The organism is Pseudoalteromonas sp. NBT06-2 (assembly GCF_002276045.1).
Lineage (GTDB): Bacteria > Pseudomonadota > Gammaproteobacteria > Enterobacterales > Alteromonadaceae > Pseudoalteromonas.
Genome location: NZ_NQMR01000452.1, coordinates 1 through 336, shown reverse-complemented (window position 1 = coordinate 336; position 336 = coordinate 1). Strand labels below are relative to the sequence as shown.

The following is a 336-nucleotide window of genomic DNA, read 5'->3' as shown; positions in this document are numbered from 1 at the left end:
CCGCTTGTCAGTAGATTATATTAATTCAGCAAGCATAATTGAGAATATCTTATATTTAGCAAATAACCGATTTGGTGTTCAGATATTCGATGACAATTTTAAACAGATTAGTGCCACTCAAATTAATTCTACTTTGCCCTCTCGTGAAGTTTTGCAAATTAGAAAAATCAATAAAAGTTTACATGTCGCTACTGCGAAAGGACTTTGGATAGAAAAAAATAAAGGAGGGAAATTTGCCTTGCTAGATATTGTTATTAGCGATATTGCTATGGTTAAAGACCGCCTATTTGCATCTAGTTACGGTGAAGGTTTGTTTGAATTTAAACAGGGTAAGTG

General features: G+C 33.3%; 1 protein-coding gene. It reads left to right on the top strand.

Annotated elements, in window-relative coordinates:
- Positions 1–336: hypothetical protein (locus tag CJF42_RS28020; RefSeq protein ID WP_170940808.1), on the top strand; the 336-nt coding region annotated here is incomplete at both ends.